The organism is Streptomyces sp. C (assembly GCF_000158895.1).
Classification (GTDB): Bacteria; Actinomycetota; Actinomycetes; order Streptomycetales; family Streptomycetaceae; genus Streptomyces; species Streptomyces racemochromogenes.
This window is the reverse complement of record NZ_GG657750.1, coordinates 3700127-3722472: the sequence shown is the minus strand read 5'-3', so window position 1 is coordinate 3722472 and position 22346 is coordinate 3700127. Positions and strand designations below refer to the sequence as shown.

The 22346-nt window shown below is 73.2% G+C and carries 23 protein-coding genes; 10 read left to right on the top strand and 13 right to left on the bottom strand.

Annotated elements, in window-relative coordinates; all coding sequences use genetic code 11:
- The first annotated feature begins 22 nt into the window (after positions 1-22).
- On the top strand, positions 23-841 hold the full coding sequence (locus tag SSNG_RS16560; RefSeq protein ID WP_042801166.1) for a hypothetical protein: 819 nt from the start codon (positions 23-25) through the stop codon (positions 839-841).
- Positions 842-971: 130 nt separating this feature from the next.
- Here SSNG_RS16560 and SSNG_RS16555 read toward each other — a convergent pair whose 3' ends face one another.
- From SSNG_RS16555 to SSNG_RS39770, 7 genes are all read right to left on the bottom strand, one after another.
- The gene (locus SSNG_RS16555) at positions 972-2189 is read right to left on the bottom strand and encodes a cytochrome P450 (RefSeq protein ID WP_007265006.1); all 1218 of its coding nucleotides are present in this window, start codon (positions 2187-2189) and stop codon (positions 972-974) included.
- Positions 2190-2391: 202 nt separating this feature from the next.
- Positions 2392-3051, bottom strand: a complete 660-nt coding sequence (locus tag SSNG_RS16550) for a response regulator transcription factor (RefSeq protein WP_007265005.1) — start codon at positions 3049-3051, stop codon at positions 2392-2394.
- Positions 3048-4376, bottom strand: coding sequence for a histidine kinase (locus SSNG_RS16545; RefSeq protein ID WP_042801164.1), 1329 nt, complete (start codon positions 4374-4376; stop codon positions 3048-3050). Before SSNG_RS16545 ends, SSNG_RS16550 begins: the two co-directional genes overlap by 4 nt.
- An 87-nt stretch (positions 4377-4463) precedes the next feature.
- Positions 4464-5135, bottom strand: a complete 672-nt coding sequence (locus SSNG_RS16540; protein ID WP_007265003.1) for a response regulator transcription factor — start codon at positions 5133-5135, stop codon at positions 4464-4466.
- Positions 5132-6451 (bottom strand): sensor histidine kinase, encoded by a 1320-nt coding sequence (locus tag SSNG_RS16535; protein WP_241695067.1) that lies wholly within the window; start codon positions 6449-6451, stop codon positions 5132-5134. The genes SSNG_RS16540 and SSNG_RS16535 overlap by 4 nt, the downstream gene beginning before the upstream one ends.
- A 10-nt stretch (positions 6452-6461) precedes the next feature.
- Positions 6462-7649, bottom strand: coding sequence for an acyltransferase (locus SSNG_RS16530; RefSeq protein ID WP_007265001.1), 1188 nt, complete (start codon positions 7647-7649; stop codon positions 6462-6464).
- Positions 7642-8571: an alpha/beta hydrolase gene (locus SSNG_RS39770; protein ID WP_128636990.1), complete on the bottom strand. Its 930-nt coding sequence runs from the start codon at positions 8569-8571 to the stop codon at positions 7642-7644. The genes SSNG_RS16530 and SSNG_RS39770 overlap by 8 nt, the downstream gene beginning before the upstream one ends.
- A 252-nt stretch (positions 8572-8823) precedes the next feature.
- Between SSNG_RS39770 and SSNG_RS16525 the strand changes: the two genes are divergently transcribed.
- Positions 8824-9303 (top strand): diadenosine tetraphosphate hydrolase, encoded by a 480-nt coding sequence (locus SSNG_RS16525; protein WP_042801162.1) that lies wholly within the window; start codon positions 8824-8826, stop codon positions 9301-9303.
- A 202-nt stretch (positions 9304-9505) separates the two neighbouring features.
- Here SSNG_RS16525 and SSNG_RS16520 read toward each other — a convergent pair whose 3' ends face one another.
- From SSNG_RS16520 to SSNG_RS16500, 5 genes are all read right to left on the bottom strand, one after another.
- The gene (locus SSNG_RS16520) at positions 9506-10144 is read right to left on the bottom strand and encodes a LysE family translocator (protein ID WP_042801159.1); all 639 of its coding nucleotides are present in this window, start codon (positions 10142-10144) and stop codon (positions 9506-9508) included.
- Positions 10145-10149: 5 nt separating this feature from the next.
- Entirely contained in the window at positions 10150-10551 is a 402-nt protein-coding gene (locus SSNG_RS16515) for a nuclear transport factor 2 family protein (protein WP_042801157.1), read from the bottom strand.
- An 81-nt stretch (positions 10552-10632) separates the two neighbouring features.
- Entirely contained in the window at positions 10633-12345 is a 1713-nt protein-coding gene (locus SSNG_RS16510) for a serine/threonine-protein kinase (protein ID WP_042801155.1), read from the bottom strand.
- A 147-nt stretch (positions 12346-12492) separates the two neighbouring features.
- Positions 12493-12960 (bottom strand): helix-turn-helix domain-containing protein, encoded by a 468-nt coding sequence (locus tag SSNG_RS16505; protein ID WP_007264995.1) that lies wholly within the window; start codon positions 12958-12960, stop codon positions 12493-12495.
- Entirely contained in the window at positions 12953-13579 is a 627-nt protein-coding gene (locus tag SSNG_RS16500; protein ID WP_007264994.1) for a DJ-1/PfpI family protein, read from the bottom strand. Before SSNG_RS16500 ends, SSNG_RS16505 begins: the two co-directional genes overlap by 8 nt.
- 164 nt (positions 13580-13743) lie before the next feature.
- Here SSNG_RS16500 and SSNG_RS16495 point away from each other — a divergent pair, with 164 nt between their 5' ends.
- The 3 genes from SSNG_RS16495 (at position 13744) to SSNG_RS16485 (ending at position 16627) form a co-directional block, all read left to right on the top strand.
- Complete coding sequence (locus tag SSNG_RS16495) at positions 13744-15096, top strand: aspartate aminotransferase family protein (protein ID WP_007264993.1); 1353 nt, start codon at positions 13744-13746, stop codon at positions 15094-15096.
- A 108-nt stretch (positions 15097-15204) separates the two neighbouring features.
- A complete protein-coding gene (locus tag SSNG_RS16490) occupies positions 15205-15876 on the top strand; it encodes a GntR family transcriptional regulator (protein ID WP_007264992.1) in 672 nt (223 codons plus the stop codon).
- A gap of 100 nt (positions 15877-15976) precedes the next feature.
- Positions 15977-16627 carry a hypothetical protein gene (locus tag SSNG_RS16485; protein WP_007264991.1) on the top strand — a complete coding sequence of 217 codons (651 nt, stop codon included), beginning with the start codon at positions 15977-15979 and terminating at the stop codon, positions 16625-16627.
- 142 nt (positions 16628-16769) lie between these two features.
- Here the strand turns inward: SSNG_RS16485 and SSNG_RS16480 are convergent, their stop codons facing one another.
- Complete coding sequence (locus SSNG_RS16480; protein WP_050779644.1) at positions 16770-17495, bottom strand: SLATT domain-containing protein; 726 nt, start codon at positions 17493-17495, stop codon at positions 16770-16772.
- A gap of 274 nt (positions 17496-17769) precedes the next feature.
- Between SSNG_RS16480 and SSNG_RS16475 the strand changes: the two genes are divergently transcribed.
- The 5 genes from SSNG_RS16475 (at position 17770) to SSNG_RS16455 (ending at position 21942) form a co-directional block, all read left to right on the top strand.
- Positions 17770-18114 carry a YbaB/EbfC family nucleoid-associated protein gene (locus SSNG_RS16475; protein ID WP_007264989.1) on the top strand — a complete coding sequence of 115 codons (345 nt, stop codon included), beginning with the start codon at positions 17770-17772 and terminating at the stop codon, positions 18112-18114.
- Positions 18115-18192: 78 nt separating this feature from the next.
- Positions 18193-18792, top strand: coding sequence for a recombination mediator RecR (gene recR / locus SSNG_RS16470; RefSeq protein WP_007264988.1), 600 nt, complete (start codon positions 18193-18195; stop codon positions 18790-18792).
- Positions 18785-19459 carry a DUF5063 domain-containing protein gene (locus tag SSNG_RS16465; RefSeq protein ID WP_007264987.1) on the top strand — a complete coding sequence of 225 codons (675 nt, stop codon included), beginning with the start codon at positions 18785-18787 and terminating at the stop codon, positions 19457-19459. The genes recR and SSNG_RS16465 overlap by 8 nt, the downstream gene beginning before the upstream one ends.
- Before the next feature lie 129 nt (positions 19460-19588).
- Positions 19589-20869, top strand: coding sequence for an aspartate kinase (locus tag SSNG_RS16460; protein ID WP_007264986.1), 1281 nt, complete (start codon positions 19589-19591; stop codon positions 20867-20869).
- Positions 20866-21942, top strand: coding sequence for an aspartate-semialdehyde dehydrogenase (locus tag SSNG_RS16455; RefSeq protein ID WP_007264985.1), 1077 nt, complete (start codon positions 20866-20868; stop codon positions 21940-21942). The genes SSNG_RS16460 and SSNG_RS16455 overlap by 4 nt, the downstream gene beginning before the upstream one ends.
- Positions 21943-22346 lie beyond the last annotated feature (404 nt).

The following is a 22346-nucleotide window of genomic DNA, read 5'->3' as shown; positions in this document are numbered from 1 at the left end:
GGTGTCGGCTCCAGAGCCCGCCATGAGCCATGCGGGCGCGCCGGTAGGCGGCCTGCTCGTGCTCGTCGACCCGGTCGCCCGCCGTCTTGACGGCGAGTCCGTGCGAATCGCGAAGGATGTGTTGTCAGCGGGAGCGGCGGCGAAAATCTGCCTCCCGGATTCGCAGGAGGAATTTGCGCGGGCCCTCGCCCGCCGCGGCCATCGGCGGCCGGTGGTCGTGGGGGACGACCGGGCGCTGGTGCGGGCCGTGGGGCTGCTGCACCGGGAGCGGGAGCCGGGCGAGCGGGTGGTGTCGCTGATCCCGGTGGGGCCCGCGGGGTCGCTGGCGCTGGCCCGGTCGCTGGGGGTGCCGCTGTCGGCGGTGCTGGCGGCGAGGACGGCGCTGGACGGGCCGGCGCGGCCGCGGGACCTGCTGGTGGACGACGGCGGCGGGGTGGTGCTGGGCGGCTTGCGGATCAGCCCTCCGGTGTCGGCCGTGCGACGCGGCGGGGGCTACCGCTCGCTGCTGCGGACGCTGCTGCCGAGCCCGGCGCCGCCCGTGTGGCCGGCGCACCGGCTGCGGGTGGAGGTCGACGGGGTCGTGGTCGCCGACGGGGACCGTCCGGTGGAGGACGTGGCCGTACGGACCGCCGGGGGCGGCGCGGGACCGGCGGAAGTGGTGGTGCGGCTGTCGGGCGCGCCGCCGCTGAGGGGCCGCGCGGAGGCGGTCACGGTGTCCGCGGTGGTCGGGGCGTCCGGGGAGGACTTCCGTTACCGCGCGGACCACGCCCTGGCCGGCCCGGTGCGGCGGCGCACGTGGACGGTGCGACGGGCGGCCTGGGCGCTGACTCTGCCGAGGTGAGGCGTCCTGGGGGGCCGGGGGTCCGCGGGGGCGGGCGGCCGTCTCTTCGCGGCCCTCCGGCCGCCCCGGAGCCCCCGCCGCCGGAGCCCCGGCCGCCGGAGCCCCCGCCCCCGGACCGCCCGCTGCCCGCCTAGAACTCCACCAGGAGCTCCCGCAGCCCCCGGATCACATAGCCCTCCTGCCACCGCGGCTCCCTCACCAGCCGCATCGGCGGGCCGTCCGCGTCGAGCAGCGCCCCGAACGAGGCGGCCAGCTCCAGCCGGGCCAGGGGCGCGCCCAGGCAGTAGTGGATGCCGGCCCCGAAGGTCAGGTGCGGGTTGTCGGCCCGTCCGAGGTCGAGCACGTCAGGGTCCTCGAAGCGCGCGGGGTCCCTGTTCGCGGACCCGAAGAGCAGTGCCACCTCGGCCCCGCGGGGGATGAGCGTGTCCCCGATCTCGATGTCGTCGAGCACCCAGCGCTCGAACATCTGGAGGGGTGTGTCGTAGCGCATCAGTTCATCCACAGCTGTGGACAACTTTTCCGCACGCGCCGGACCGGGGTGCGCGCGCAGGCCGGCGAGCTGACCGGGATTGCGGAACAGGGCCCACCAGCCGTTCACCGTGGTGTTCACGGTCGCCTCGTGCCCGGCGTTCAGCAGGAGGACGCAGGTCGAGATCATCTCCTGCTCGCTGAGCCGGCCCTCCTCATCGTGGGCGGCGATCAGCGCGGAGATCAAATCCGTGCCGGGCTCCTTGCGGCGTTCGGCGATCAGCTCCCGCAGGTACGCGCTGAACTCCACGCTCGCCGTCACCGCCCGCCGCGCGGTCTCCGCGTCCGGCCGCAGCTCGAACATCCCGCAGATGTCCGCCGACCAGGGCCTCAGCAGCCCCCGGTCCCCCTCCGGGACCCCGAGCAGCTCCGCGATCACCGCCACCGGCAGTGGCTCGGCCACGGCGGTGAGCAGGTCCCCGCCACCGACGGCCCGCAGCCCGCCCGCCAGCTCCCGCGCCAGCCGCTCGACCGACGGCGCGAGCCGCTCCACCATGCGCGGGGTGAACGCCTTGGACACCAGCCGCCGCACCCGGGCGTGCGCGGGATCCTCCAGGTCCAGCAGGCCGTTCCCGTTCAGCACGTGGAACGGCTCGTGCTCCGGCGGCGGAGCCGTGCGCCCGAACTCCTCGTGGCTGAAGCGGTGCAGGTAGGTCCGCCCCAGCCGCCGATCCCGCAGCAGCGCGCTCACATCGGCGTAGTGCGGCACCAGCCACTGCCCCGTCGCCTCGCACCACACCGCCCTCCCCTGCCCCCTCAACTCCCGGTAGGCGGGGTACGGATCGGCTACGAACGCGGCATCCCAAGGATCAAAGCGCATCCCAGCACCCTAGGGGGTGTCCGCAAAGTGGCGCCGTCCGCCCGGAGGGCGGGCCCCGCGGCGTCCGGTGCGTGCTCTCGGCGTGCCGGGCGGAAGCCCGCGTACTGGACGTACTTGGGCTTTCGTCCGGTGCGGCGAGAGCGCGTGCCGGGCGTCGCGGGGCAGGCGAGACTTTGCGGACACCCCCTAGGCGGTGCCTCCCCTAAGCAGGCGTCACCAGTCGTGTCTCGTAGGCGTACACCGCGGCCTGGGTGCGGTCCCGCAGGCCCAGCTTCACCAGGATCCGGCTCACATGCGTCTTGATCGTCGACTCCGCCACCAGCAGCCGGTCCGCTATCTCCCCGTTGGACAGGCCCTGCGCGATCAGCACCAACACCTCCGTCTCCCGCTCCGTCAACTCCGACACCCCCGAAGGGTCCGCCGCCCTCTGCACGTCCGACAGCTTCGAGAACTCCGAGATCAGCCGCTTCGTCACCGACGGGGCGAGCAGCGCCTCCCCGGCCGCCACCACCCGCACCCCCTCCGCCAGCTGCCGGGCGGAGGCATCCTTCAGCAGGAACCCGGACGCCCCCGCACGCAGCGCCTGGTACACGTACTCGTCGAGGTCGAAGGTCGTCAGGACCAGCACCTTCGCGTCCGTGTCCGCCGCCACGATCTGCCGCGTCGCCTCCAGGCCGTTCATCTCCGGCATCCGGATGTCCATCAGCACCACGTCCGGCCCCAGGGCCGCGACCTGCGCGATGGCCTGCCTGCCGTCGACGGCCTCCCCGACGACCTCGATGCCCTCCATCGCGTTCAGCAGGACGGAGAACCCCTCGCGGACCATCATCTGGTCGTCGACGATCAGTACCCGGATCGTCATGCCGGCTCCTCCTCGGGCTGCGGCCGGTTGCGCACCGGTATGAACACGGCCACCTCGTACCCGCCCGCACCGGTCTCCCCGGCCGTCATCTCCCCCTCCAGCATCGCCACCCGCTCCCGCATCCCCGTGATTCCGTGCCCGGCTCCCGGCGAGGGCGGGACGTCCCCGTCCGCCGGACCGTTGACCACCCGTATCCCCAGCCCGCCCAGCACGTACGAGACCTCCACCTCGGCCAGCGCCCCCGGGGCGTGCCGCAGGCTGTTGCTCAAGGCCTCCTGGATGATCCGGTACGCCGACAGCTCCACGCCCTGCGGCAGCTCGCGCACCGCACCCGTGACGGTCTTGTCCACGCGCAGACCGGCCTCCCGCACATTGGCCAGCAGCCCGTCCAGGGAGGCCAGCGTCGGCTGCGGGGCCTCCGGGGCCTCGTAGTCCGCGGACCGCACCACACCCAGCACCCGCCGCAGCTCCGTCAGGGCAGCCACCGCGTTCTCCCGGATGGTCGCGAAGGCGGCCTCCAGCTCCGGCGGCGGATTCTTCACCCGGTACGGGGCCGCCTCGGCCTGGATCGCCACCACCGACATGTGGTGCGCGACCACGTCGTGCAGCTCCCGCGCGATCGTCGTCCGCTCCTCCAGCAACGTCCGCCGGTCCCGCTCGACGGCCGTCACCTCCCGCTCGGCGATCACCTCGCGCCGGGCCTCCCTGCGCGTGTTGCGGACCGTCACCACCAGCAGGGCCACCGCCGAGAAGAAGGCCATCGGCGCGACGGCGCCGCCGTCCGCACCGCCGACCAGTATGGGCAGGACCGTGCCGTACGCAACGGTGATGACCCACATCCAGGCGGCGGCCCGGGGCCGCAGCCGCATCGCCACGAAGGTCATGACGGCGAGGGTCGCCGCGAACGTGCTCGGCGACCACGGCCAGGACAGGTTCCGGTCGGAGAACACCGACAGGACCGTGGTCAGCGCCAGCACCACCCAGAACGCCCCCGCCGGCCGCACCAGGGTCATCAGCACCGGACCCGCCGCCAGCAGCCCCAGCACCATGAACTGGACCGGCGGCCCGCCGTACTGGTTGTCGGCGCTCGCGAGCATGGTCACGATGAACGCCGTCACGACCACCACGGCATGCGGCAGGTAGGCCGCCTTCGGGCGTATGCCCTCGGGGAGCCGGCGCACCAGCGGCCCGTCCGTCCGCATCGGCGGGAGCGGCCGGTAGGCGAGGGCGTCGGTGATCAGCTCGTCGCGCAGGCTCTGGAGCAGGCCCGAAGCCATCCGCAGTTCGGGAGGCCGGGGGGTCGCCCCGGTGGTCGTCTCGGTCATGTCCAAACCGTAGGCGGGTGCCTGCCTCGACCGCGTCGCCACCGAAGGGGATTTCCCGGCGTCCCCCTCAGGTACTACACGGGGCCCTCAGTAGCCCGCCGGACGGACCAGACCCGTCTCGTAGGCGAACACCGCGGCCTGGGTCCGGTCCCGCAGACCCAGCTTCACCAGGATCCGGCCCACATGGGTCTTCACCGTCTGCTCGGCCACCACCAGGTGCGTCGCGATCTCCCCGTTCGACAGGCCCTGGGCGATCAGCGACAGCACCTCGGTCTCCCGCTCCGTCAGCTCCTCGATCCGCGCCCGCGACGGCGCCCGCGGAGCACCCAGCCGCGAGAACTCGGTGATCAGACGCTTCGTGATGTTCGGCGACAGCAGGGCCTCGCCGGCCGCGACCACCCGCACGGCCTCGGCCAGCTGGTCCGCCGAGGCGTCCTTCAGGAGGAAGCCCGAAGCACCCGCACGCAGCGCCTCGTACACGTACTCGTCCAGGTCGAAGGTGGTCAGCACCAGCACCTTCACCGCCGAGCCGGGCGTGCCCGTGATGACGGAGGTGGCCTCGATGCCGCCCATCCCCGGCATGCGGATGTCCATCAGGACCACGTCCGGCACGAGCTCCCCGGCCTTCGCCACCGCGTCGGCGCCGTCTATCGCCTGGCCGACCACCTCGATGTCAGGCTCGGCGTTCAGCAGGACGGTGAAACCCTGCCGCACCATCATCTGGTCGTCGGCGATCATCACCCTGATCGGAGTGCTCATACGTCCTTCTTCTTCTCGGAGACGGAACCGCCGGGCGGATCCATGGGGAGCACGGCGCTCACCTCGTACCCCCCGTCAGGGCGCGGGCCGGCCGCCAGCTCCCCGCCCAGCATGCCCGCCCGCTCCCGCATCCCGAGCAGCCCGTGCCCCGCACCGGGCGACGGCGGGGCCGGCCGGGTCGGCGCCGAGTTCGCCACGCACAGGTGCAGTTCGCGCGGCCCGTAGGCGATGCCGACCTCCACACGTGAACCGGGGGCGTGGCGCAGACAGTTGCTCAGTGCCTCCTGCACGATCCGGTAGGCGGTCAGCTCCACGCCCGGGGTCAGCGGCCGCCGTATGCCCGCCGTCTCGGTGGTGACGTCCAGTCCGGCCGCGCGCACGTTGTCCACGAGCGCGCCCAGCTCGGCGAGGGTGGGCTGGGGGTGGTGCGGGTTCGCCGGATCGTCGGCGTGCTCGGAGCGCAGCACGCCCAGGACGCGCCGCAGTTCGGTGAGGGCCTCCAGGGCGTTCTGCCGGATGCCGGCGAGGTTCTCCTTCAGTTCCGGGGAGGGGTTCTCCACCAGGTGCGGGGCCACCTGGGCCTGGATGGAGATCACCGACATGTGGTGCGCGACGACGTCGTGCAGCTCACGGGCGATGCGGCTGCGCTCCTCCAGGAGCGTCCGCCGTGCCCGCTCCTCCTCCGTCAGCGTCTCCTGCACGACGAGCTGGCCGCGGGCCAGCCGCGTCGCCCGCAGCGCGTACCCGAGGAGGCCCGCGAAGCCGAGGACGAGGAGCGCGCTGACCGCGCTGCTCTGGCTGTGCTCCGGCTTGGAGAGCATCTCGGCGATCCCGGTGCAGGCCACGGGGACGGCGACGACCGCGGCCGTCACCTTGGGCGGCACGCGCAGGGCCACCAGCAGGACCAGCGGCGCGAACGCGAAGAGCCCGATCGGCGTCCACGGCCAGGTCTGGCCCCACCCCACGTGGTCGTGGATCACGGCGCTGATGAAGCCGTGGGTCACCATGCCGAGCCACCAGGCGGCGACCGGCCGGAACATCGCGGCCACGATGGAGAAGCCGGTGAAGAGGCACAGCACGATGACGCCCGGATCGCGCACGTGGTAGTGGTCCTGGATCTGCGTGAACGTCAGGAAGCCGAAGAGGACCGCGAGGTACACCACCAGGGCGTGCGGCAGCCGGTTCAGCCAGCGGGGCCGCTTCATCGGCGGCAGCGGATCCCGCCCGAGGCTGAACAGCTGCCGGGCCACACCGCGCGCGGCGGGGACGTCCTGGCCGGCGGGGCCCTCGGCAACGGTCTCTCTCTGGTCGTTCACGTCGTCCACCCTAGGCATGGGAGATCTCCCTCATGGATCCCGGACGCCGGGCGCGCGGGGTCCCGGTGGCCTTCCGCGGCCGGGGGGCCCGCTCGTAGGCGTGGAAGGCGGCCCAGCAGACGGCCAGGGCGGCCGCGAACACCGGCAGCCACAGCAGCCGGGCGGCTATCCAGCCCGCCGTACCGGGCACGGTGTGCAGCCCGGGCAGGTCGCGGGAGACCAGCAGCCCCAGAGCGGTGACGGACATCATCGCGGTCTGGTGCCAGAGGAACACCGTCATCGCGGACAGGTTCATCAGGGCCACCTTCGCCCAGGTGCGGGGCCGGCGCATGGCCCGCGCCAGAGGCCCGCGCGCCAGCAGCGCCAGCCCGCACTGGGCCAGCCCGAAGGCGACGGCGGCCAGCGTCGGCGGGTTCAGGTTGGACACGGCCGCCCCCGGCACCCCCACCATCGACGCCGGGTACCCGCCCCACAGGACCAGTACGGCCGCACCGGCCGCGCCCCCGCCCAGCAGGAGCAGGGCCGGACGGCGCCGGACGAGCGCCCCCCGCGCCCACGCGGCCCCGAGGGTGTAGGGGACGAGCCAGCCCGCGGCGACGTTCACCCAGCCGATCCACTCGGGCCCGCCCAGGCCGAACCGCCACACATCGACCGCGGCCACCACGAGCGCGGGCCACAGCGGGTTCAGCCGGACCACCAGCGGGGTGGCGGCGGTCAGCGCAGCGAACACCAGCAGGAACCACAGCGGCGACCACACCAGCCGGAGCAGGGTCCGGACGGTGTCCAGCTCGGCGCCGCCCAGCAGCAGTCCGCCCGCCACGACCGCCCACAGCACGAGCACCGCCGCCACCGGGCGGAACAGCCGCCCCAGCCGCAACCGGACCCAGCTCCCGTACGCGACCCCGCGCGCCCGCGCCGACGCGTACCCCTGGGCCGCGACGTGCCCGCCGACCAGGAAGAACACGGCCAGCGTCTGGAGCACCCAGGACACCGGGGCCAGCCAGGGCATGTGGGCCAGCGGACTCACCCCGCGCAGGCCGCCGTCCGTACTGGTCAGCGACGTCACCAGCCAGTGCCCGAGCACCACTCCGAGGATCGCGAGGGCCCGCAGGGCGTCCACCGACCGGTCCCGGTCCGCCGGGGTCGCCCCGTCGACGCGGTCGGCCAGTGCCGACCAGCGGGCGAGCAGGCTACGCATGGGGGGCCTCCGCTCCGAGGATGATGCGCGCCAGGCTGCCGAGGGACTCGGTACCGGGCTTGAGGTAGTCGCTGTGCCCGGCGGAGCCGGCCGCGAAGGCGCGGGCGCCGAAGGCGGGATCCACGGGATCGGTACCGAACCCGACCCCGCCGAACCGGACATGGGGAACCTTGCCGATCCAGTCCCCGGAGCCCCGGCCGGCCCATACCCGGGCGGTGGTCGGCAGCGCCCCCGCGGTGGCCGCTCCCGTACCGGGGCTGCCGTACAGGGCCATGTCGGTGACCTCCGGGCCGGTCCTGGTCCGGCCGCAGACCACCGAGCCGTACGAGTGGCAGAGCAGGGAGATCCGGGCGCCGTCCGGGGCGAGCTTCCGCAACCCGGAGAGGAACGGGCCGAGTTCGGCCGCGGCCCGGTCGGCGCGGTCGGCGGTCAGGACGGTGGTGCTGACCGTGCCCGGGGTGTCGTAGCCGAGCCAGGCGACCACCGCGGAGCGCGGCTGCTCGGCCTGGAGCCGCTGCTGGAGGGAGCGGGCGCCCTCCCGGAAGCGCTGGTAGGTGTCCAGGTTCGTGTCCGAGCCCGGCACCAGGACCGCGATCCGGTCCGCGCCGCCCAGGTCGCCGAACACCTCCACGGCGCGGCCCTGGCCGCGGCCGTCGAAGGCGAGGAACCGGGCTCCGGTCCCGGCCATGGCCCACAGCCGCGCGGCCCGTCCGGCGTGGCCCGACTCCTCGGCCGCACGGGCCGCACCGCCGATGCCCGCGAGGGAGGCCGCGTACCGGCTCTCCAGGGAGGCCGACTCGGAGACGGCCTCCGGGGCCGGCGCCGGGATCCGGGGGGACGCGGCGGCGGAGACGGGGAGCACGACGGCCGCGGCGACGAGGCCGGCCAGCAGGGTGCGGCGGAGGCGGCTGCCAGCGCTCATCTCGGATTCCTCTTCCTGTCCTTCGATCCGGCGGGCAGGCGCCCGCTCTGGTAACGAAGTTAGGAATCGGCACCCCTCGTCGGCGTCACGCTGCGGAGCGGGCTTCACAGGTAGCTCTCAGGTATGACCACCGCTACCTGAGAGCCAGCCGGCAGCGGTCCTCCACCGGTCCACGAGCACCGGCCGGGCCTCGGAGCGCGCCGCCCGACATCCGCGAACAGCCCGCCACGGCACCTCCGTTAGGGTCCGGGGATGAACGGGATCGACTGGCGACACGACCGCATCGGCAGCGCGCACCGGGGGCTGAACCCCACCGTCCTGCGCCGCCTCGACTCCGGATTCGCGGCCATCGGGGACCGGCAGTTCCTGCCCGGGTACTCGGTGCTGCTGACCGACGACCCCGCCGTGACCCGGCTCTCGGACCTGCCCCCGGCGCGCCGGATCGCCTACCTCACCGACCTGGAACGGCTCGCCGAGGCCGTCGAGCGGGCCTGCGCGCGGCTCGACCCGGCCTTCCGCCGGGTGAACATCGAGATCCTCGGCAACACCGACCCGTACCTGCACGCCCACATCTGGCCGCGCTACGACTGGGAGCCCGAGGACCTCGTCCGGATGCCGGTCTGGCTCTACGAGGACGAGGAGTGCTGGCGCGGCGAACGCCACGCGCTCGCGCCCCGCCACGACGGGATACGGGCCGCCGTCACCGAGGAGCTCGACCGCCTCCTCCCCTAGGGTCTGTCGTCAAACTCCCGTCTGCCCCGCGACGCCTGGCACGCGCTCTCGCCGCACCGGGCGAAAGCCAAGTACGTCCAGTACGCGGGCTTCCGCCCGGCACGCCGAGAGCACGCACCAGACGCCGCGGGGCCGCCCTCCGGGCGACGACGGGAGTTTGACGACAGACCCTAGCGGTCCGGCCCCGCCCCCTACCCGGGAGCTACGTCGCGGACGTGGCCACGCGCACCCCGAAGCCGATCAGGACGACGCCCGTCACCCGGTCCATCGTCCGGCGGACGCGCGGCCGCGTGAAGAAGCGCCGGGCGCGCGACAGGACGTAGACGTACGTGCTCAGCCAGGCCAGCGTCAGCAGGACGTGGACCAGGACGAGGAGCGCCATCCCCGCCGCCGGGCGCAGTCCCGGCGGCGCGAGGGTGGGCAGCAGGCCGGTGTAGAACACGGCGATCTTCGGGTTGAGGGCGTTGGCGACCAGGCCGGTGCGCCAGGCGCTGCCGCCGCGGCCGGGCGCGGGGCGGTCCGCCGTGTCACCGGCGGTCCCGTCCAGGGCGGTCCCGGCACCGGGGCGGCGCAGGGCCTGCGCGCCGAGGAGGCAGAGGTACGCCGCCCCCGCGAGCTTCACCACCAGGAACACCTCGGCCGAGGCGGCGAGCAGCGCCGCGAGCCCGGCCGCCGTCAGGGCGCCCCACAGCAGGAGCCCGACGGCGATCCCGCCCACGGTGCGCAGCCCGTCGGCCCGCCCCCGGGAGACGGCCCGCCGGGTCACGATGGCCATGTCGGGGCCGGGTACGAGGGTCAGCAGGGCCAGGACGCCGGTCGCCGCGGCGAGTTGCGTGAGCACACGGCTCAGTCTGCCACCAGGGGTTCGACGTAAACGGCTCTCCAGCGGGGCGCAGGGTCCTGTCCAGGGCTTGTCCAGTACTCCCGTGCGCCGACGACCCGTCCACCGTGCACCGTCCACAGTGATACGGCCCGGTAGAGGACGTGGTCCTCGGGTATCTCCACCTCGGTGACGACGAGGTCCCCGTCGGCGAGGATGCGCAGGACCTCGACGGAGCCGATGGACCGCCCGCCGGTGTCGTCCTCCTCGTCACGGAGCACGGCGACGAAGTTGGCTCTGCCGACGATCCGCTCGCCGCTGACCGGCCATTCGATGACGGCGTCCTCGGCGACGAGCCCGGCCACGCCGTCCCAGTCGCGTGCCTCGATCCGCTCCCACAGTCGTGCCACTACCTTCAAGGGCTCCATGTGCCGCAGTGTGCGGTGGGTCCGTCGTACGCAACAAGCTCTGTTTGCAGGCTTATTGACTTCGACACAAACGGTCGGCGACTACTCCCTGTAATACGTGAGAGGGAGGCTGTCTCCCCCGCTCAGCTCACGGACCAGGCTTCCGTCGGGCAGCAGCCGCAGCCGGCTCCAGCCGCCGGGCGTGCAGGTGGGAGGGGTCCCGGAGGTGACGGCGGAGGCTTCGAGTTCCACCGGGTCGGGGGCGCTGCGCAGGGCGGCCCGCCAGGAGCAGGAGTACCCGGGGTGCTCGACGCGCAGGGTCATGACGGATTCGCCGACGGCGCCGGGGGTGAGGGTCAGGCGCCAGTCGGCGGAGCCGGAGGTGGCCCGCCAGGTGCCGGCATAGGACTGGGGGAGCCGGCCCGCCCGGGTTCCGCTTCCGGGGCTCCCGGAGGCGGGGGCGGAAGCGGATCCGGAGCCCGAAGAGGAGGCGCCGGCGGCCCCCGAGGGCGCCGTGAGCGGGGGCCGGGGCGCGGGGTCGCCGCTCATCACCGCGTACACCGTGCCGCCCGCGGCCGTCGCGACGACGACCGCCACCGCGGCGAGCAACGCCGTCGACACGGTGCCGGGGCGGGCCGGGGGCGCCGGGGGAGGCGGCTCGTACGGCGGGACGGGCACCGGTGGCACGGGCACCGGCGGCACGGGCACCGGCGGGCCGGCGGCGACGGGCGCCGCGAGGGTGTCGGGGACGGCGCGCGGCACGGGGACGGCGCGCGGCACGGGCGGTACGGGAGGCACGGGCGGTACGGCGGTGACGGGCGGTACGGCGGTGACGGGTGGTACGGGTGCGACGGCCGGGGCCGGAAGCGGCGGCAGTGGCGTGCCCGCCGGACCGGCGTCCTCGCGGTCGAGGAGTTGCGCGGCCTGCCGCCCCAGCTGGGCCACGAGCGGTGCCGGGAGCCAGGGCTCCAGCGCCCGGCCGCCGGCCACCGTGTCGCCCGCCCCCACCCGGGCCAGCACGGTCGCCGGGTCGGGCCGGGCGGCGGGGTCCTTGCTCAGGCAGTCCGCGACGAGCTCGCGCAGCCCGTCCGGTACGCCGTCCAGGCCCGGTTCGGCTTCGACGATGCGCAGCAGCAGCCCGGCGGCCCCGCCGGGGTGTTCCGCGTCGCCGAACGGCAGCCGTCCGGTGGCCGCGTAGGCGAGGACGGCGCCGAGGCAGAAGACGTCGCAGGCCGGGGTGACCGGTCCGCCGCGCACCTGCTCGGGGGCCATGAAGCCGGGGGAGCCGACGAGTTGCCCGGTCCGGGTCAGGCCGGCGTCGGGCTCGTCCAGGGGGCGGGCGATGCCGAAGTCGATGACGCGGGGGCCGTCGATGGTGAGCAGCACGTTGGAGGGCTTCAGGTCGCGGTGGATCAGGCCGGCGCGGTGGATGTCCTGGAGGGCGCACGCGAGTCCGGCCGCGAGGATCCGTACCGTGCGGGCGGGCAGCGGGCCGAAGTCCCGGGCCACGACCTGGCGCAGGCTCGGCCCGGCGACGTAGCCGGTGGCGAACCACGGGGTCGCCGCCTCGGTGTCGGCGTCGAGGACGGGCGCGGTCCAGGCGCCGCCGACGCGCCGGGCGGCGGAGACCTCCTGGCGGAACCTGGAGCGGAACTCCTCGTGGAGGGCCAGGCCGGGGTGGACGAGCTTGACGGCGACGGCGCGGCCGCGGTCGGAGCGGGCGAGGTAGACCTGGCCCATGCCGCCGGCCCCGAGGCGGGCCAGGAGGCGGTACGGGCCGACGTGGTGCGGGTCGGTGGGGTGGAGCTGCTCCATCGCCGGGTGGTCCCTTCCCCCTGGGCTGGCCGGACGGGGCGAGCGTAGTGCGGTGCGCTCCGCGGGGGGAGTGGGAACGGGCGTCGCCCTGGTCGGGCGGGCACCTGTCCGGCACCCCACCCCGTCCCCGTCCCCGGACCCTCCGTCTCAGGCCTCCTTGCCCGTGATCGCCGACAGCGCCGCCGAGAGGCGGTCCAGGACCGCGACCGTCTCGGCGAAGCCGGCTTCGCCGAGGGCCTCCGTGAGCCTGTCGGCCAGTTCCGCGTGCCCCGGGTCGATGCGGGCGATCGCGGCGCGGCCCGCCTCCGTCGGGCGGAGCAGCTTCGCCCGGCGGTGGGCCGGGTTGGGGACGTACTCGGCGAGGCCCCGGGCGGCCAGCAGGTCCGCCACGCGTTGGACGCTCTGGCGGGTGATGCCCATGGTCCTGGCGATGCCCGCCACGGGCAGTGGCTCGGTCAGCACCGCGCCCAGGACCTGCCACCACGCGGCCGTCAGCCCGGCCGGGCGGGCCAGTTCCTCGGAGACGGAGAGGAACTGGCCGTTGAGGTGGAAGACGTTCAGCGCGGTACGGCTGAGCAGGTCCTGCCGCTCCCGCGCGGACAGCGGTTCAGGCATCGCCCGCCTCCGCCGCCATCAGGACCGGGAACGCGCTCGCGTCGGAGTCGTGGAAGAGCCGGTACCACGCGTCGAGGACGTCCGGCTCGTAGACGCCGAGCCGGGCGAAGACCTCCCGGGCGAAGGCCACCGGTTCGGTCGGGCCGGCCGTGATCAGGTCGCCCGCCGTCACGGCGTCGGCCTCCACGTACTGCCCGGCACCCGCGTACCCCGGCTGCTCGGCGAGGTAGAACGAGACCGCGCTGGTGTGCGGGCGGTCGTCCAGCAGGCCCTCCCGGGCGAGGCCCGCCGTGGCTCCGCAGATGGCCGCGACCGGCACTCCGGCGGCCAGGAACTCGCGGGCCTTGGCCGCGAACGGGGCGAGCTCGTCACCGGAGTCCCAGAGTTCGGCGCCGGTCAGGATCAGCAGCGAGGAGTCCTCGGGGCGTAGATCGGCGAGGGACAGGTCGGGCAGGATCCGGAGCCCGCCCATGGTGGTCACCGGGACGTCGGCGGCGAAGCCGACCGTGCGGATGCGGTGGCCGCGCTGGGTGAGGTGCGCGGTGGTGTGTCCGGTCTCCCAGTCCGCCCACGTGTCGTAGACCGCGAGGTGGACGGGCTTGGCGGGGGTCTCGGTCATGGTGCTCGCCTCCAGTTGGTAGGACGAAAGCTATGACAGAAGACTGTCATCATGGCAGTGTGCTGTCAATGGTGGGCTAGGCAGACAGACTGCCGAGAGCGGCCGCCCACCCCCATACAGTCCGCCGATATCCCTTCCCACCTGCGCACTTCTAGCGTGACCGCATGACCCCTCATGTCACCGGCGCGACCGTCAAGGCCGCCGACCGCGCTCACGTCTTCCACTCGTGGTCCGCCCAGGCCCTGATCGACCCGCTGGCGGTCGCCGGCGCCGAGGGCTCGTACTTCTGGGACTACGACGGGAACCGCTTCCTCGACTTCTCCTCCCAGCTGGTCAACACCAACATCGGCCACCAGCACCCCAAGGTGGTCGCGGCCGTCCAGGAGCAGGCCGCGAAGCTCTGCACCCTGGCGCCCGGCTTCGCCGTCGACGTCCGCTCCGAGGCCGCACGCCTCATCGCCGAGCGCACCCCCGGCGACCTCGACAAGATCTTCTTCACCAACGGCGGCGCCGAGGCCGTGGAGAACGCCGTACGCATGGCCCGGCTGCACACCGGCCGCCAGAAGGTGCTCTCCACCTACCGCTCGTACCACGGGGCCACCGCCGCCGCGATCAACCTGACCGGCGACCCGCGCCGCTGGCCCTCGGACACCGCCTCCGCCGGCGTCGTCCACTTCTGGGGCCCGTTCCTGTACCGCTCGCCCTTCCACGCGACCACCGAGCAGGAGGAGTGCGAGCGCGCCCTCGCGCACCTCGCCGACACGATCGCCTTCGAGGGCCCGCAGTCCATCGCCGCGATCATCCTGGAGTCGGTGCCCGGCACCGCCGGGATCATGACCCCGCCGCCCGGTTACCTGGCCGGCGTGCGCGAGCTGTGCGACCGCTACGGCATCGTCTTCATCCTCGACGAGGTCATGTCGGGCTTCGGGCGCACCGGCAAGTGGTTCGCCGCCGAGCACTGGGACGTCACCCCCGACTTGATCACCTTCGCCAAGGGCGTCAACAGCGGTTACGTGCCGCTCGGCGGCGTCGCCATCTCCGCCGCCATCGCCGAGACCTTCGCCACCCGCCCCTACCCGGGCGGACTGACGTACTCCGGCCAGCCCCTGGCCTGCGCCGCCGCCGTCGCGACGATCAACACGATGGAGGAGGAGGGCATCGTCGGGAACGCCGCCCGCATCGGGGCCGAGGTCATCGCCCCCGGGCTGGCCGACCTCGCCGAGCGCCACCCCTCCGTCGGGGAGGTCCGCGGTCTCGGCGTGTTCTGGGCGCTGGAGCTCGTGCGCGACAAGGAGACGCGCGAGCCGCTCGTCCCGTACAACGCCGCGGGGGCCGACAACGCCCCCATGGCCGAATTCGCCTCGGCCTGCAAGGCGTCCGGGCTGTGGCCGTTCGTCAACATGAACCGGACCCACGTCGTCCCCCCGTGCACCGTCACGGAGGCCGAGGCCAAGGAGGGTCTGGCCCTGCTCGACGAGGCGCTCACGGTGGCCGACCGGCACACCGCCGGCGCCTGACGGTCCGGAGAGCGGACGTCACATCCGCATTCCGGCCGTAGACCGCTCGGTTTCAGCCGCGCTGCCTGGCCTAAGGTGTCCGATGACCTATGGAGGAGACGGACCCCTATGCCAGGCAGCCGGAGCGGAGGTGTCACCCGCAACACCCTTCGGCAGCAGATCGCGGACGCGCTGCGTGACGAGGTGCTCGCGGGGCGTCTCCCGCCCGGGACCGAGTTCACGGTCAAACAGATCGCCGAGCAGTACGAGGTCTCCGCGACCCCGGTGCGCGAGGCGCTGGTCGACCTCTCGGCGCAGGGGCTGCTGGAGTCGGTGCAGCACCGGGGCTTCCGGGTGCGGATCTTCACCGTCGACGACTTCCGGGGAATGATCGAGGCCCGGACCCTGATACTCGACGGCATCTTCCGCCGCCTCGCCGAACGCGGCACCCCGCCGGGCACGGCTGAACTGCTGGTGTCCGTGCGCCGCCGCGCGGAGGAGGCGCGGCGGGCCACGCGCAGCGGTTCGCTCGAAGTGCTGATCGGCTACGACCTGCGTTTCTGGCGGGAGCTCAGCGAGCTGGTCGGCAACACCTACATCTCGGACTTCCTGCACCGCATCCGCGTCCAGTGCTGGGTCTTCTCCGTACCGCACCTCCAGGGGGCCCCCGAGCTGCGGGCCGCGCTGTGGGACGGGCACAACGAGCTGGTGGACGCGGTGACGCTGGCCGACGCCGACGAGGTACGCCGGCTCGTGCGCGCGTACAACCAGCACGGGCTGGACTGGGCCGCGGGCCTCTGACGCCGTCCGTCCGCCCGCCCCGGTTCTGCGCACCCCTTCGCGGAGCGTGTCCGGCGCACTACTCTGGCCCGATCGGCGGCAACGACTGATCGGAGCCCGCGTGGCCTGTGACCTGTGGCTGGTCCCCCTTGTCGACGTGCTGTGCCACAGCCCCGACAACCCCTTCGCGGAAGAGATCGCCTCGTACGACAAGGCGCTGGGCGAGGCGGGCCTGCCGTCGGTGCCCGTGTTCGCGTACATGCCCGGCCTGAGCGGGGACGTGGCCCCGGTGGCCGGTTTCGACTACGACGCCCTGCACTTCCTGCGGCGGGCGTACCTGCTGCAGATCTGCGGGCTGCCGGTGACCCCGGTGGACGAGCTGGGCGGGGACTACGAGCAGCTGCTGGAGATGTTCGAGACCACGGCGCAGCAGTCGCACCTGGTGTGGCACTACGACCACGCGGGGGCGTACGTCCCGGTGGACTTCGAGGCTCCGCTGGCCAACGAGGAGCTGCTGGCGGGCGGCGGGCCGCTGGGGTCGGCGCAGGGGTTGCTGCGGGAGCTGGCCTTCGTGGCTCCCGCGATCGGGATAGACCCGGCGAACCCGCCCGCGGCGCCCGCGCCGCCCGGGGGGCCGACGGCGCTGGAGGAGCCCGCGGGGCCCATTCCGTACGACGAGAGCCCCTTCGCCCGGGAGCGCCACGTGTGGCTCGGCCTGCACGCGGCGGCGACCCGCAGCCTCGGCCAGGGCTCGATGATCATCTTCAGCTAACGCCCCTGCCCCTGCCCCCGGCCCCGCCACCGGCCCCGGTCCGGCCCGGCACCCGGCCCCTGGCCCCGACCGGCGCCGGAACGTAGCCGTCCGGCCCGGCTCCCGGGGCGCGCCGCCCCCGTGAGCGGCGCACCCCGGGGACTCAGCGCGGCTGCTCCGGCGGCCGCTGGCGCGGCATGTTCGGGCGGGTGCCCGGCGGCAGCGGGAAACGGGCCGGGGGGATGCCCGGGTCCGGGCGGGAGGGCGCCCCGGCCAGGGACTGCATCAGCAGCGGCGCCGGCCCGGCCCGGAACTCCACCATCCAGTCGGCCGTCTCCGAGCGCACGAGTTCCGTGACGTCCTCCGAGAAGCGGCGCAGCACCGTCAGGCACCGCTCGGCGGCCTCACTGGCCGTCCCCTCGGTGGGGCCCAGCACCTCGCGCACGTTCTCCGAGGCCCAGTCGAACTGGAGCGTCTGCAACCGCCGCTGCACCGCCTGCGCCGTCGCCACGTCCCGCATCCACCCGGACGTCAGCCCGAAGAAGCGGTCGCAGGCCATGCAGGCGGCGGCCAGCAGCAGCGACAGGTAACCGTACGCGGCCGCCCCGGGCGCCGAGCCCGTCAGCTCCAGCAGCGGCATGGCCGCGCCCGTGACGGCGCCCACGGCCGCGCCGGCCCGCAGCGCCCGGGCGCCCCGGCGCTTCCACGCCCGGTCGGACAGGTACCACTCGGCCGTGCGCAGCGCATCGGCCTCCACCCGCCGGTAGAGCTCGTCGAGCCGCTCGGCGGGCTCTCCCCAGTCCCCGAGAGGGAACGGCCGGCCGGTAAGGTCGCCGTCCTCTGCGGGGTCCCGGGGTGGCCCCTCGGGCTGCATCTCCGGCTGACTCACCCGGCACTCCCTCTGCCTGCGCTGACGTGTGGTGCGCGTGTGCGCAATGGTGCGCATGCTCTTCCTACCTTCGAATGACGCGCGATGGGCAACGAATCCCGGGTTTTCCGCCCACAAGGAGGGCTCCATCAGGTACGCGCACGCCCCGTCTCTCACCCGAAAGAGTTGGTCCTCCCGGCGTAGGGCGCGGCGCCCGGGGAGCACGTAGGCTCGGATTGACCGAGCCTTCCCCGAAGGCGATCCGCAGCCGTTTCGACGTACGGAGTGAGTACCTGTGATTCCCGGTGGTGGCCAGCCCGACATGCAGCAGCTGCTCCAGCAGGCCCAGAAGATGCAGCAGGACCTCGCCGCGGCCCAGGAGGAGCTGTCCTCGGCCGAGGTCGAGGGCCAGGCGGGCGGCGGCCTCGTGAAGGCGACCGTCACCGGTTCCGGTGAACTGCGCGCCCTCGTCATCGACCCGAAGGCCGTGGACCCGGAGGACACCGAGACCCTCGCCGACCTGGTGGTCGCGGCGGTCCAGGCGGCCAACGAGAACGCGCAGGCGCTCCAGCAGCAGAAGCTGGGACCGCTGACGCAGGTACTGGGCGGCGGCAGCGGCATCCCCGGCCTTCCGTTCTAATCGCTCCCGCAGACCCGCACCCGCACCCGCATCCACACCCGCATCCAGCAGCACGCAGAAACGAAAGAAGGCAGTCCGTTGTACGAAGGCGTGGTCCAGGACCTGATCGACGAACTGGGCAGGCTGCCCGGCGTCGGGCCCAAGAGCGCGCAGCGGATCGCCTTCCACATCCTGCAGGCCGAGCCCACCGACGTCCGGCGCCTCGCGCACGCGCTGCTGGAGGTCAAGGAGAAGGTCCGCTTCTGCGCGGTGTGCGGGAACGTGGCGCAGGAGGAGCTGTGCGGGATCTGCCGTGACCCGCGCCGCGACACGGCGGTCATCTGCGTGGTCGAGGAGCCGAAGGACGTCGTCGCGATCGAGCGGACCCGCGAGTTCCGGGGTAAGTACCACGTCCTCGGCGGGGCGATCAGCCCGATCGAGGGCGTCGGCCCCGACGACCTGCGGATCCGCGAGCTGCTGGCGCGCCTGGCGGACGGTGCGGTCACCGAGCTGATCCTCGCGACCGACCCGAACCTGGAGGGCGAGGCCACCGCCACCTACCTCGCCCGCATGATCAAGCCCATGGGCCTGAAGGTCACCCGCCTGGCCAGCGGGCTCCCCGTCGGGGGAGACCTGGAGTACGCGGACGAGGTCACGCTCGGGCGGGCCTTTGAAGGAAGGCGACTTCTTGATGTCTGACGCAACGCTGCACGCCCTGGGACAGGATCCGGACGACTTCGCCGCCTCGATCGCGGACCAGATCGAGTCCTTCATCGTCGCGGTCACCGAGGTGGCCAAGGGCGAGGACCCGGACAGCGCCGTCCCCTTCCTCCTCCTGGAGGTGTCCCAGCTGCTGCTGGCGGGCGGTCGGCTGGGCGCGTACCAGGACGTCCTGCCCGAGGAGCGCTACGAGCCCGACCTGGGCCCGGAACCGGACGTGGACGACCTGCGCGAGCGGTTCGCCGTGATGCTGGAGCCGGTCGACGTCTACTCCGAGGTCTTCGACCCCTACGAGCCGCGCAAGACCCCGGTCGCGCACCGGATCTCCGACGACCTGGCCGACGTGGTCGCCGACCTGCGGCACGGGCTGATCCACCTCCAGAGCGGCCGGGTCACCGAGGCCCTGTGGTGGTGGCAGTTCTCGTACTTCACCAACTGGGGCCCGACGGCCTCGGCGATGCTGCGCGCCCTCCAGTCGCTGATCGCCCACGTCCGGCTCAACCAGCCGCTCGCGGCCCTGGACGGCCTGGACACCGACGAGGACCTGGCGGAGGACGATCTCGCGGAGCAGGCCGGCGCGGTGATGGCCGAGGAACTCGGCCGGCTGGGCCGCCGCCCGGCCGCCCAGAAGGCGGGAGACCGGTAGCGAGCCCGCCTGACCACGCATGATCACGGAATGAACAGCTCATCTCACGATGTGGTACTCGTCGGCCGTATCGCGGTCGCTCGTTAGACTGACCGGCGACCGCAGTACTGGATTGAGCGAGGAGCGCACGTGGGCCTTGTCGTGCAGAAGTACGGAGGCTCCTCCGTAGCCGATGCCGAGGGCATCAAGCGCGTCGCCAAGCGGATCGTGGATGCCAAGAAGAACGGCCACCAGGTGGTCGTCGTGGTTTCCGCGATGGGCGACACGACGGACGAGCTGATCGATCTCGCCGAGCAGGTATCCCCGATGCCTGCCGGGCGTGAGTTCGACATGCTGCTGACCGCCGGAGAGCGGATCTCCATGGCCCTGCTGGCCATGGCGATCAAAAACCTGGGCCACGAGGCCCAGTCGTTCACCGGCAGCCAGGCAGGCGTGATCACCGACTCGGTCCACAACAAAGCGCGCATCATCGATGTGACGCCGGGCCGCATCCGCACGGCGCTGGACGAGGGCAACATCGCCATCGTCGCCGGTTTCCAGGGCGTGTCCGCGGACTCCAAGGACATCACCACCCTCGGCCGGGGCGGCTCGGACACCACCGCCGTCGCGCTCGCCGCGGCGCTGGACGCCGAGGTCTGCGAGATCTACACCGACGTCGACGGCGTCTTCACCGCGGACCCCCGCGTCGTGAAGAAGGCCCGGAAGATCGACTGGATCTCCTCCGAGGACATGCTGGAGCTGGCGGCCTCCGGCTCCAAGGTGCTCCTGCACCGCTGCGTCGAGTACGCGCGCCGCTACAACATTCCGATCCACGTCCGTTCGTCCTTCTCCGGACTGCCGGGTACCTGGGTCAGCAACGAGAAGCCCGAGTCACAAGGGGACGAGCAGGTGGAGCACGCCATCATCTCCGGAGTCGCCCACGACGTCTCCGAAGCCAAGATCACCGTCGTCGGCGTTCCGGACAAGCCGGGCGAGGCCGCGGCGATCTTCCGCGCCATCGCGGACGCCGAGATCAACATCGACATGATCGTCCAGAACGTGTCGGCGGCCTCCACGGGCCTGACGGACATCTCCTTCACCCTCCCCAAGACCGAGGGCCACAAGGCCATCGACGCCCTGGAGAAGGCGAAGGCGCAGATCGGCTTCGACTCCCTGCGCTACGACGACCAGATCGGCAAGATCTCCCTGGTCGGCGCGGGCATGAAGACCAACCCGGGCGTCACCGCCTCCTTCTTCCAGGCGCTGTCCGACGCGGGCGTCAACATCGAGCTGATCTCCACCTCCGAGATCCGCATCTCGGTCGTGACCCGCCAGGACGACGTCAACGCGGCCGTCATCGCCGTCCACACGGCCTTCGGCCTCGACTCCGACAGCGACGAGGCCGTCGTCTACGGAGGCACCGGACGATGAGTCCGCACCGGTCGGCCCCGGCCCCGGCGCTCGCCGTGGTCGGGGCGACCGGGGCGGTCGGAACGATCCTGCTCCAGATCCTGTCCCAGCGGGCGGACGTCTGGGGCGACATCCGCCTGATCGCCTCCTCGCGCTCGGCCGGCCGCGTGCTGGCCGTCCGCGGCGAGGAGACCGAGGTGCTCGCCCTCACCGAGGACGCCTTCGAGGGCCTCGGCGGGGGCGATGTCGTTCTCTTCCTGACCCCGGCCGAGGTGTCGGCGCACTGGGCCCCGGTGGCCACCGCGCGCGGTGCCGTGGTGGTGGACCAGTCCGCCGCCTTCCGGGAAGACCCCGAGGTGCCCCTGGTGGTGCCCGAGGTGAACGGCCACGCCGTACGCAGCCGCCCGCGCGGGATCGTCGCGGGCCCGGACTGCGTGACCGCCGCGATGATCGCCGCCGTGGGCGCGCTGCACGCCGAGTACGGGCTGGCCGAGCTGGCCGTCTCCTCGTACCAGGCCGCGAGCCGCTCGGGCCGGGCGGGCGCGGAGGCGCTGCGCAGGCAGCTGACCCAGGTCGCCGGAAGCCCCCTCGGGGAGCTGCCCGGGGACGTGCGCCGTGCCGTGGGCGAGGACACCGGGCCCTTCGCGGCGCCGCTCGCGCTGAACGTGGTGCCCTGGTCCGGGGAGCTGCGCGCGGACGGCTGGTCCTCGCACGAGCTGGCCGTACGGGCGGAGACCCGGCGGATCCTGGGCCTGGATTCGCTGCCGGTCGCGGTGACCTGCGTCCAGGTTCCCGTGGTGACCGGGCACTCCCTGACGGTACGGGCCCGCTTCGAGCGGGAGGTGGCCGCGGCGCACGCCCGGGAGGTCCTGGAGGCGGCGCCCGGGGTGGTCCTCGTCGACGATCCGGCGGCGGGGGAGTTCCCGACGCCGGCGGACGCGGCCGGTACCGATCCCGCCTGGGTGGGGCGGCTGAGGGGCTCGCTCGACGATCCGAGGGCCCTGGAATTCTTCGTGTGTGCGGACAATCTACGCAAAGGTGCCGCGCTGAATGCCGCCCAGATCTCGGAACTGATCGCGGGTGAATTCGCGTAATCCGCTTTGTAGGATCGGCATCGATCCCTTGATCAAGGTGATGGCCCGACTGCCGCCTGGATGAATGGGGCAATCGGGAAGAGCGGGTACGCATGAAGGCAATGGGGAAATTGCTGAATACTCTGCCTGGCGCGTACAACCCTGACGGGGGGACGCGTGTCCAACGGGCGTGGCAGAGGCACTGTTGGACGTGGCCGTCCTACCGGCGCGCAGCGGGATCGTTCCCTCGCGCCGACGCTCAGGCGCGCCCGGCGGCGGCTTCCCTGTGATCGTTCCCGTCCCGCCGGCCAGCGTGCCGCACATCGCACCGCCGACCCGGGGCGGCCGCGTGCCCTCGCCCCGCGATAGCGCGGACACCGCCACGAGCCCGCAGCCGGCGGAGGTCCTCCCGCCCGGCACCCTGC

Coding starts and splice junctions, on each gene's coding strand:
- SSNG_RS16515 (WP_042801157.1), bottom strand. CDS start 10,551: ATGGAGCCCTTGAAGGTAGTGGCACGACTGTGGGAGCGGATCGAGGCA.
- SSNG_RS16495 (WP_007264993.1), top strand. CDS start 13,744: ATGACCCCTCATGTCACCGGCGCGACCGTCAAGGCCGCCGACCGCGCT.
- SSNG_RS39770 (WP_128636990.1), bottom strand. CDS start 8,571: ATGAGCGCTGGCAGCCGCCTCCGCCGCACCCTGCTGGCCGGCCTCGTC.
- SSNG_RS16530 (WP_007265001.1), bottom strand. CDS start 7,649: ATGCGTAGCCTGCTCGCCCGCTGGTCGGCACTGGCCGACCGCGTCGAC.
- SSNG_RS16525 (WP_042801162.1), top strand. CDS start 8,824: ATGAACGGGATCGACTGGCGACACGACCGCATCGGCAGCGCGCACCGG.
- SSNG_RS16560 (WP_042801166.1), top strand. CDS start 23: ATGAGCCATGCGGGCGCGCCGGTAGGCGGCCTGCTCGTGCTCGTCGAC.
- SSNG_RS16505 (WP_007264995.1), bottom strand. CDS start 12,960: ATGCCTGAACCGCTGTCCGCGCGGGAGCGGCAGGACCTGCTCAGCCGT.
- SSNG_RS16550 (WP_007265005.1), bottom strand. CDS start 3,051: ATGACGATCCGGGTACTGATCGTCGACGACCAGATGATGGTCCGCGAG.
- SSNG_RS16490 (WP_007264992.1), top strand. CDS start 15,205: ATGCCAGGCAGCCGGAGCGGAGGTGTCACCCGCAACACCCTTCGGCAG.
- SSNG_RS16540 (WP_007265003.1), bottom strand. CDS start 5,135: ATGAGCACTCCGATCAGGGTGATGATCGCCGACGACCAGATGATGGTG.
- SSNG_RS16465 (WP_007264987.1), top strand. CDS start 18,785: ATGTCTGACGCAACGCTGCACGCCCTGGGACAGGATCCGGACGACTTC.
- SSNG_RS16500 (WP_007264994.1), bottom strand. CDS start 13,579: ATGACCGAGACCCCCGCCAAGCCCGTCCACCTCGCGGTCTACGACACG.
- SSNG_RS16555 (WP_007265006.1), bottom strand. CDS start 2,189: ATGCGCTTTGATCCTTGGGATGCCGCGTTCGTAGCCGATCCGTACCCC.
- SSNG_RS16510 (WP_042801155.1), bottom strand. CDS start 12,345: ATGGAGCAGCTCCACCCCACCGACCCGCACCACGTCGGCCCGTACCGC.
- SSNG_RS16545 (WP_042801164.1), bottom strand. CDS start 4,376: ATGACCGAGACGACCACCGGGGCGACCCCCCGGCCTCCCGAACTGCGG.
- SSNG_RS16455 (WP_007264985.1), top strand. CDS start 20,866: ATGAGTCCGCACCGGTCGGCCCCGGCCCCGGCGCTCGCCGTGGTCGGG.